The sequence below is a fragment of the Methanosarcina sp. MSH10X1 genome (genome assembly GCF_004099695.1).
In the GTDB taxonomy this organism is placed as follows: Archaea; Halobacteriota; Methanosarcinia; order Methanosarcinales; family Methanosarcinaceae; genus Methanosarcina.
Window position 1 is genome coordinate 1 of the sequence record NZ_SCHL01000053.1, and the last position, 332, is coordinate 332.

Consider the following 332-nt stretch of genomic DNA (forward strand, 5'->3'; position numbering starts at 1 on the left):
ATTCTTGCCCTTGAAGGCCTTATCCTGGACGAAAACCCTGCAAGAGAGGATATGCCGAAAGCGTTTGAAACCCCGGCAGTCCTGATTACGAATTATGATCTCAAAATTAAAAGCGGATATTTGAATCCCCAGCACAACCTGAGAATGGATTCGGTACAAACTGCACTGCTGTTTGAGGAGAGAAAAAAGGAAATGTGCAGGGAGATTGCCAGGAAAATAATCAATTCAGGGGCAAATGTGCTTTTTTCCGAGGGCGATATTGACCCCCATATCGAAACCCTGCTTCGGGACAGTAATATCCTTGCTTTCAAGAAACTGAAGATAAAAGACCT

1 protein-coding gene is annotated in these 332 nt (G+C 44.0%); it reads left to right on the plus strand.

Annotation, left to right across the window (positions count from 1 at the left end; genetic code table 11):
• The coding region (locus EQO05_RS15250) for a TCP-1/cpn60 chaperonin family protein (protein ID WP_240664792.1) at window positions 1-332 on the plus strand (332 nt) is incomplete at both ends.